This is a genomic window from Microbacterium resistens NBRC 103078 (genome assembly GCF_001552355.1).
Classification (GTDB): domain Bacteria; phylum Actinomycetota; class Actinomycetes; order Actinomycetales; family Microbacteriaceae; genus Microbacterium; species Microbacterium resistens.
In genome coordinates this window covers 1-8,869 of sequence record NZ_BCRA01000149.1, presented here as the reverse complement: position 1 = coordinate 8,869, position 8,869 = coordinate 1, and the positions used below count along the sequence as shown (strand labels likewise).

The 8,869-nt window shown below is 70.2% G+C and carries 6 protein-coding genes; 2 read left to right on the top strand and 4 right to left on the bottom strand.

The window, feature by feature from the left end; genetic code table 11:
* Positions 1 to 1,311: D-alanyl-D-alanine carboxypeptidase family protein (locus MR1_RS17665; RefSeq protein ID WP_067250110.1), on the top strand; the 1,311-nt coding region annotated here is incomplete at its 5' end.
* Between the two features lie 139 nt (positions 1,312 to 1,450).
* Here the strand turns inward: MR1_RS17665 and MR1_RS17660 are convergent.
* From MR1_RS17660 to MR1_RS17645, 4 genes are all read right to left on the bottom strand, one after another.
* Positions 1,451 to 3,748, bottom strand: coding sequence for an ABC transporter ATP-binding protein (locus tag MR1_RS17660; protein ID WP_084344878.1), 2,298 nt, complete (start codon positions 3,746 to 3,748; stop codon positions 1,451 to 1,453).
* Positions 3,745 to 5,472 carry an ABC transporter ATP-binding protein gene (locus MR1_RS17655; protein ID WP_067250107.1) on the bottom strand — a complete coding sequence of 576 codons (1,728 nt, stop codon included), beginning with the start codon at positions 5,470 to 5,472 and terminating at the stop codon, positions 3,745 to 3,747. The genes MR1_RS17660 and MR1_RS17655 overlap by 4 nt, the downstream gene beginning before the upstream one ends.
* A gap of 205 nt (positions 5,473 to 5,677) precedes the next feature.
* Positions 5,678 to 6,427, bottom strand: coding sequence for a kinetochore Spc7 family protein (locus MR1_RS17650; RefSeq protein WP_157518349.1), 750 nt, complete (start codon positions 6,425 to 6,427; stop codon positions 5,678 to 5,680).
* Positions 6,428 to 6,564: 137 nt separating this feature from the next.
* Positions 6,565 to 7,653 carry an enoyl-CoA hydratase/isomerase family protein gene (locus MR1_RS17645; protein ID WP_067250114.1) on the bottom strand — a complete coding sequence of 363 codons (1,089 nt, stop codon included), beginning with the start codon at positions 7,651 to 7,653 and terminating at the stop codon, positions 6,565 to 6,567.
* A 143-nt stretch (positions 7,654 to 7,796) separates the two neighbouring features.
* On the opposite strand from MR1_RS17645, the gene MR1_RS17640 reads away from it, so the two are divergent.
* On the top strand, positions 7,797 to 8,869 hold a 1,073-nt coding region (locus MR1_RS17640; RefSeq protein WP_157518347.1), incomplete at its 3' end, for an ATP-binding cassette domain-containing protein.

Here is an 8,869-nt window from a genome sequence, read left to right as displayed (position 1 = left end):
CGTCTCGCCTCCTCGACGGCGACAGGATCCTCGGCCACGGCCGGAGCGCGAGGCGACCTGCTCAGCGGCGCACCGCAGCGTCCGGCTCGCCGCGCCGCCGTCCTGGCACCGCTCGGAATCCTCGTCGCCCTCGGCGCGGCGTATGCCGGGACCACCGCCCTGTGGCCGCTGACCGCGATCGCGCCGACCGTCTCCTCCGCCGCGTTCGAGCCGGCCCCCGCCGATCCGGCTGCCCTCACCTGGCCCGTCTTCGGAAGCGCCGCCCTCGCCGTGGACGGGATCGGCACCGCGGCGTCGGACGAGGAGCAGGTGCCCATGGCGAGCATCACCAAGCTCGTCACGGTGCTCGCCGCCCTGGACGCGCTGCCCCTCGCGCCGGGCGAGCAGGGCCCGTCGTTCGCCTTCACCGCGGAGGACAGCGCGGAGTACTGGCGGTACCGCGAGTCCGATCAGTCCTCGCTCGACGTCCCCGTGGACGGCTCGCTCACCGAGTACCAGCTGCTCCAGGGCATTCTGCTGGGCTCGGCGAACAACTATGCGGACCGGCTGGCGCGCGAGATCTGGGGATCCGACGCCGACTTCGTCGCCGCGGGCGAGCAGTGGCTGCGTGTGCACGACATCTCCGGCATCTCCCTGCAGAATCCCTCGGGGTTCGGATTCGGCAACGAGTCCACGCCGCGGGCCCTCATCGACCTCGGACGCCAGGCGCTGAGCCACCCCGTCGTGGCGGAGATCGTCGCGACGCCGGCCGCGGAGATCCCCGGAGCGGGCCTGGTCCAGAACTCGAACAAGCTGCTCACCGACGCCGGTGTCGTCGGTGTGAAGACGGGCACCATCGGCGACGGCGACGACACCCTGTACAACGTCCTGACCGCCAAGGACATCCCCGTCGGAGGCACCACGGTCCGCGCGTACGCCTCGGTGCTCGGCCAGCCCGACGACGACTCCCGCTACGACGTGAGCCGCACGCTGTACTCCGAGCTCGAGGCGGCCCTGTCCGCGCAGGCCCCGACCGTCACCCGGGGCACGGTCCTCGGCACGGTCGAGACCCGGTGGGGGGCCACGGCCCCGCTCGTCGCCGCCGAGGACGGCCGCGTGGTCCTGTGGAACGGCGCCCTCGCGTCGGCGACCAGCCGTCTCGCGCTCGGCGACGACTGGGACGCCGGAGGCGAGGCTGGATCGCTCGCCCTGAAGGGCCCGTTGAACACGGTGGAGGTTCCCGTGGAGCTCGGCGAGGACCTCGCCGGCCCGGGCTTCCTCTGGCGCCTCACGCACCCCGTCGAGCTGTTCGGTCTCGCCCCGGCCGACTGATCCGCCGCCGCGGCGGCATCGACTCGCCGCCTGCGGCGGCCCGAGTCGCCGGCTCGCCCCGCTCATATCGGGCCGGGCAAGGCGGATCGACGACGAAGGCCCGCACCTCTCGGTGCGGGCCTTCGTGCGATCAGACGGGTCAGGCGGACGTGCCGTCCTGATCCCCGGAGCGCTCCGGGCCGTCGGGCGTCGCCCCATCCGGGCGGACGCCCTCCTGCGCGGAGAGGCCGGCCCGTGCGGAGGCCATGCCCGCCGCCGGGATGCCCGCCACCGCGTCCGCGGCCGCCGTGGCCTCCTCCGCCGCCGCCTCGCCGGTCACCACGACCGGCACCGACGCGGTGAGCGCGGCCTCGGCGTCGACATCGGTCGCCGCCTGCTCGAACTGCGACTGGTAGAGCCGCCAGTACGCGCCCTCGGCCGCGATCAGCTCGTCGTGGGTTCCCTGCTCGACGATGTCGCCGTGCTCCATCACGAGGATGAGGTCGGCATCGCGGATCGTCGAGAGTCGGTGCGCGATCACGAACGAGGTGCGCCCCTGCCGCAACGCCGCCATGGCGTGCTGCAGCAGCAGCTCGGTGCGGGTGTCGACCGCGCTCGTCGCCTCGTCCAGGATCAGGATCGACGGCTGGGCCACGAAGGCGCGCGCGATCGTGATCAGCTGGCGCTCGCCGGCGGACACGTTCGACGCGTCCTCATCGAGGACGGTGTCGTAGCCCTCCGGGAGAGCGTGCACGAACCGGTCGACGTACGTCGCCTTCGCCGCCGCGAGGATCTCGTCATCGCTCGCCGTGGCCTTGCCGTAGCGGATGTTCTCCTGGATGGTCCCCGCGAACAGCCACGGGTCCTGCAGCACCATGCCGGTGCGCGAGCGCAGGTCGTCCCTCGTCAGCTCGGCGATGTCCTGCCCGTCGAGCAGGATCCGGCCCGAGTCGAGTTCGTAGAACCGCATGATGAGGTTCACCAGCGTCGTCTTCCCGGCGCCGGTCGGCCCGACGATCGCGACGGTCTGCCCCGGCTCCACCCGGAAAGACAGGTCCGTGATCAGCGGACGGTCCGGCGAGTACGAGAACGCGACGTGCTCGAACTCGATGACGCCCTTGCCGCCGGTGACGGTCGGCGCGTCCTCGTCGTCCGGGTCCTGCTCGTCCGCGTCCAGCAGCTGGAACACACGCTCCGCGGAGGCGGTTCCGGACTGCACGACCGCGGCCATGCCGCCCAGCTCCGACAGCGGCTGGGTGAACTGCTGCTCGTACTGGATGAACGCCTGCACGTCGCCGAGACGGATCTGCCCGCTGGCGACCATGAGCCCGCCGAGCACCGCGATGCCGACGTAGGTCAGGCTCCCGACGAACTGCATCGCCGGCATGATGATGCCGGAGAGGAACTGCGCCTTGAACGCCGACTCGTACAGCTCCTCGTTCTCCTCCTGGAACTTCGCCAGCGCGTCCTTCTCGCGTCCGTAGACCTTGACGAGCGCGTGACCGGAGAAGGCCTCCTCGACGCGGGCGTTGAGACGGCCGACCTTCTTCCACTGCGCGCTGAACGCCTTCTGCGACCGGGGGCCGATCACGCCGAAGATGATGCCCATCAGCGGCAGGGCGATGAGGGTGACGAGAGCGAGCTGCCACGAGATGGAGAACATCATCACGAGCACGCCCACGACCGTCAGGATCGAGGTCAGCGCTCCCGACAAGGACTGCTGCATCGTCTGGGTGATGTTGTCGATGTCGTTCGTGACGCGCGAGATCAGCTCGCCGCGCTGCACCTTGTCGAAGTACGACAGCGGCAGGCGGTTGATCTTCGCCTCGACGTCCTCGCGCAGGCGCCACATGGTGCGCACCATGATGACGTTGATGACGTAGCCCTGCAGCCAGCTCAGCAGCGCAGAGCCGACGTAGATCGCCAGCACCGCGGTGATGATCCAGCGCAGGCGATCGAAGTCGATCCCCGCCCCGACCTGGAAGTCCTTCATGGCCGCGACCATGTTGGCGAACTCGTTCTGGCCCTGCGATCGCAGCAGCTCGACGACCTGGTCCTGAGACAGGTCGGCGGGCACGCCGTTGTCTCCCATGGTCTTCGAGACGAAGCCCTCGAAGACGAGGTTGGTCGCCTCGCCGAGCACCTTCGGGGCGGCCACCATGAGGACCACGCCGACGGCGCCGAGGATCGAGACGATCACCAGCCAGACCGCGGAGGGCTTGAGCAGGCCGAGCATCCGAGCGAAGTTCGGGCCGAACCGCTCGGCCTTGCCTGGAGCCGGGCCGTCGAACATGCCCCCGCCGTCCAGGCGCGCCTTCTCGGCGAGCTCCTCCTCGTACTTCTCCTCGTCGGTGAGCTCGCGTTCCGCGGTGGCCGTGGCTCCGGCCGTGCGCGCGGCCCGGGCGGCCGCGATGCGCTCGCGGCGGCTCATGGGCTTGTCCTGGTTCTCAGCGCTCATGCGTCCACCCCCAGCTGCGACTCGACGATCTCGCGATAGGTGTCATTGGTCTCGAGCAGTTCCTCGTGCGTACCGACGCCGACCATGGTGCCGCCCTCCAGGACGACGATCCGGTCCGCGTCGGTGATGGTGGACACGCGCTGGGCGACCACGATCTTCGTGACGTCCGGCAGCTCGCGCCACAGCGCCTGACGCAGCCGGGCGTCCGTCGTGAGATCCAGCGCGGAGAAGGAGTCGTCGAAGACGAGCACGCGCGGGCGGTGCACGATCGCGCGGGCGATCGCGAGCCGCTGGCGCTGCCCGCCGGAGACGTTCGTGCCGCCCTGCGCGATGCGGGAGTTCAGGCCGTCCGGCATCTCGGAGACGAAGTCCTTCGCCTGCGCGATCTCCAGCGCCTTCCACAGCTCCTCATCGGTGGCGTCCTCCCGGCCGAAGCGCAGGTTCGACGCGATCGTCCCGGTGAACAGGAACGGGCGCTGCGGCACGAGTCCGATGCTCTCCCAGAGGGCGTCGACGTCCGCCTCGCGGACGTCGGTCCCGCCGACGGAGACGCTGCCTCCGGTGACGTCGAACAGTCGCGGGATGAGCGAGACGAGCGTCGTCTTTCCCGCACCGGTCGACCCCACGATCGCGACCGTGTCGCCGGGCTCGGCCGCGAAGCTGATGCCGGTGAGCACCGGCGCCTCCGCACCCGGGTAGGTGAACTCGACGCCGTCGAAGGCCACGGAACCGGGGGCGGCGAACTCCGTCACGCCGCCGACCGGGCGGGTCATGCTCGACTCGGCGTCCAGGACCTCGCCCACGCGCTCGGCCGAGACCGCGGCGCGCGGGATCATCATCGCCATGAAGCTCGACATGATGACGCCGCCCATGATCTGGCCGACGTACTGCATGAAGGCGAAGAGGGTGCCGACCTCGACGTTGCCCGCGTTGACCTCGATGCCGCCGAACCAGATGACGCCGACCACGGTCACGTTCAGGATCAGCATGAACAGCGGGAAGAGCAGCACGAACAGCGAGCCGACCTTGCGGCCGACGACCATGATGTCGGTGTTCGCTCCGCGGAACCGCTCCTCCTCGATCCGCTCGCGCACGAAGGCGCGCACGACGCGCACGCCGGTGAGCTGCTCCCGCATCACGCGGTTCACGGTGTCGAGCTTGCTCTGGTAGCTGCGGAACAGCGGGACCATCCGGCCGATCACGAGCACGGCGAGCACCAGCAGCACCGGCACGGCGACCGCGATCAGCCAGCTCAGGCCGACGTCCTGGCGCACGGCCATGATGATGCCGCCGATGGCCAGCAGCGGCGCGGTGACGAACATCGTCGCGCCCATCATCGCGAGCATCTGCACCTGCTGCACGTCGTTCGTGTTGCGGGTGATGAGGGAGCCTGCGCCGAAGCGCGAGACCTCGCGCTCGGAGAAGCCGCTCACGCGGGCGAAGACGTCGGCGCGGATGTCCCGGCCCAGTCCCATGGCCGCGCGGGCGGCGAAGTAGGTGGCGATGATCGAGGAGACGATCTGGCCGAGCGAGACGGCCAGCATGAAGACGCCATGCGACCAGATGAATCCGGTGTCGGCCTTGGCGACGCCCTCGTTGATGATGTCGGCGTTCAGCGAGGGAAGGTAGAGCATGGCAAGCGCGCTCGCGAACTGGAACACCAGCACGCCGAGCAGCAGCCATCGGTATCGGGACAGATATCGGACGAGGAGTTTTCCGAGCACAGGCGGACTTCCTTGTGGGAGCGGATTTCCTGACGGAAGGGGGATAGGGCCGCCCTCGCCACCCCAGTGGGCGAGAAGAGGCCAGGCAATAGAGTGCCACGGGGGTCGGACAAACACACCCCTTCGCCGGATCCCTTCGCTGTCAGCGAAACGATCCCGCGGTCAGGCGCTATTTCTGGCCCCGATCGAAGAACGCGGGGCGGCCTCAGCGAGCGACGACGAGATGAGGTCGCGGCCCCTCGATGCGCGCGATCGAGATCTTCACCTCGGTGAGCTCGTCCTTCACGCCTCGCACGTCGATCCTCAGGACCTCGACGTCCGTCTTCAGAATCGCGCCATCTGTCTTCAGACCCGCCACGTCGTCCTTCAGGACCGCGACATCGTCCTTCAGGACCGCGACATCCGTCTTCAGGACCGCCACGTCCGTCTTCAGACCCGTCACGTCCTCCTTCAGGACCGCCACGTCCTCCTTCAAGACCGCAACATCCGTCTTCAGGACCGCAACGTCGTCCTTCAGGACCGCAACGTCGTCCTTCAGGACCGCCACGTCCGTCTTCAGGACCGCCACGTCCGTCTTCAGGACCGCAACGTCCGTCTTCAGAACCGCCACGTCCTCCTTGAGACCCTCCACGTCGGCCTTCAGGACCGCGACATCGTCCTTCAGGACCGCGACATCCGTCTTCAGGACCGCGACATCCGTCTTCAGACCCGCGACATCCGTCTTCAGGACCGCGACATCCTCGCGGACGACAGCGATCTCCGAACGCACCTCGGCGAAACCGGTGCTCATCTCGGAACGCACGGCGGCGAAGCCGGCCACCATCTCGGAGCGGATGCCCGACGCCGAGTCGTCCATCCGCCGGATCATCCACGCGAAACCCGCGAACATCGCGGCGCCGATCGACACGACGACGGCCAGCCCGGTGAGGACCACGCCGAAGAGCTCTGCCGACACGAACACCTCCTCATTCTGCCGGACCGCCCGATGGCCCGCCAGAAGGAGTCTCGCCCGCTGCACCGGATCGGCGGCCGTCGTCGTCAGGATCTGTGGGCAGCCGGTCCCGACGACTCGGCGGTGGAGGACGACGGGCGTCAGTCCCAGAGCGGCGTCGGCGGCACGTGGGAGCGGGCGGGCACGGCGGCGTCGGCGCCGAGGTCGCCGATCGTCGCCGGATTCCACGACGGGTTCCGGTCCTTGTCGACCAGCTGCGCCCGGATCCCCTCGACGAGATCGGGATGATGTGCGGCGAACCACAGCACACGCCGGTACTCCCCCTCGAGCGCCGGGCGGAGGTCGTCCATCGCGCGGGACTCCCTGACGGCCTCCAGCGTGACGGCGAGCGCCGTCGGCGACAGCTCTCCGAGCAGATCGGCGACCCCCGCGGGATCCGGCCCTTCTTCGGCCTGGGGCGTCGCGCGCAGCCGCGCGAGGATCTCCACGACGGAGTCCCCGGCGAACACCTCGTCGATCCACCCCCTGGCCGCGGACAGCGGCGACGGGTCCGGCGTCTCGTCGAACAGCAGGACGATCTCGCTCGGACCGGTCGGGTCCGCACGGAACGCCAGCGCCTCGCGCAGCGCGTCGAGCCGGTCCGAGGGCACGTAGTGATCCGCGAAGCCCGCGTACAGCGCGTCTGCGCCGCTCATCGTGCTGCCGGTCAGCCCGAGGTACTCTCCCAGCCGGCCCGGGGCGCGTCCGAGCAGCAGCGTGCCGCCGACATCGGGCGTGAACCCGATCCGGGTCTCCGGCATCGCCAGCTTCGAGCGCTCCGTGACGACGCGGATCGCCGCGTGCCCGGCGATACCGATGCCGCCGCCCATCGTGATGCCGTCGGCGATGGCGACCACCGGCTTCGGGTACTCGGCGATCTCGGCGTCGAGCGCGTACTCCTCGCGGAAGAACGCCACCGTGTCCTCGAAGCGATCGGTCGTGAGGAAGTCGTAGAGGGCGCGGACGTCGCCGCCCGCGCAGAGGCCGCGCTCCCCGGCCCCGTCGATGAGCACGATCCGCACGTCGCTGTCCTCGCGCCAGGCGTCCAGCGTCCGGCGCATCTCCCGGATCATCCCGATGTCGAGGGCGTTGAGCGCCTCGGGACGGTTCAGGGTGAGGCGCCCGAGGGCCCCTTCGGTGCGCGCGATCACCCGCGGGGGCGCGGCGGCGGACGGGGAGGCGTCGGCGATGGCGGTCACGCTGCCACGTTACCCCGGGCGCCGGAGAGCGGCGAACCGTCGGCGCGCGCGGTATATCCCGTGGTCGATGAGCATTTCCAGGTGCTTTCCGACAAGATAGATGAGGTAATGCCCCTGACGACGAGAGGTCGCAGATGACCGACGGACAGCTGCTCGAGTTCTCCCGGGTGACGAAGCGTTTCGGCGCGCTGACAGCCGTGGACGACCTGTCCGCGCAGATCGCGCCCGGCACCGTCACCGGGTTCCTCGGGCCCAACGGCGCGGGCAAGACCACCTCCCTGCGCATCCTCCTCGGTCAGGTCCGCGCCACCAGCGGCACCGCGACCATCGGCGGCAAGGCGTACTCGGAGCTTCGTCATCCGCTGCGCACCGTCGGCGCGGTCATGGAGGACACGGCGTACCGGCCCCGGCGCACGGCGACCCGCCAGCTCACCATCGCGGCGAAGGCCAACGGCATCCCGCTCTCGAGAGTGGCGGAGGTCCTGGCGCTCGTCGGGCTGCAGAACGAGACCGAGACCCGCATCGGCGCCTACTCCCTCGGCATGCGCCAGCGCCTCAGCGTGGCGCACGCGCTGCTCGGCGACCCGGGCGCCCTCGTTCTCGACGAGCCCGCCAACGGGCTCGACCCCGAGGGCATCCGCTGGATGCGCCTGCTGATCCGCCGCCTCGCCGACGAGGGTCGCACCGTGCTCGTCTCCTCTCATGTCCTGAGCGAGATCGAGCAGATCGCGGACGACGTCCTCGTGCTCTCGAAGGGTCGACTCGTCTACGCGGACAGCATGAGCAAGCTCTCGGACCCGACCACGGGATCCGTGGTCGTGGATGCCGAGGACCGGGACGCCCTCGCGGCCGCTCTGAGCGCGTCCGGGCTGTCGCACGACGTGCTTCGTTCGGGCCTGACGGTGCACGACACCGACGCCGCCACGGTGGGAGCCGTAGCCGCGTCGGCCGGCCTGGCCCTCACCACGCTGCAGCAGCGCGGCCCGACGCTGGAGGAGGTCTTCCTCGACCTCGTCCACGGACGCCGCGACCCCGTCGCCGGGGGGACGCGGGCAAGCGCCGCCGCCGCGGCTGCAGGGTCGAGCGCCAGCGGCGCACCCGACGATGCTCCTGAGGCGGCCCCGGCCGGGGAGACGGACGCCACGACCGCGCTGCCCGTCGTCGGCGACGCGGAGTCCCCGGTCTCGGCGGGCGCCGCGATCGGAGC

Bases quoted from the DNA above. Each gene is read 5' to 3' on its own strand.
- MR1_RS17660 (WP_084344878.1), bottom strand. From the start codon at position 3,748: ATGAGCGCTGAGAACCAGGACAAGCCCATGAGCCGCCGCGAGCGCATC.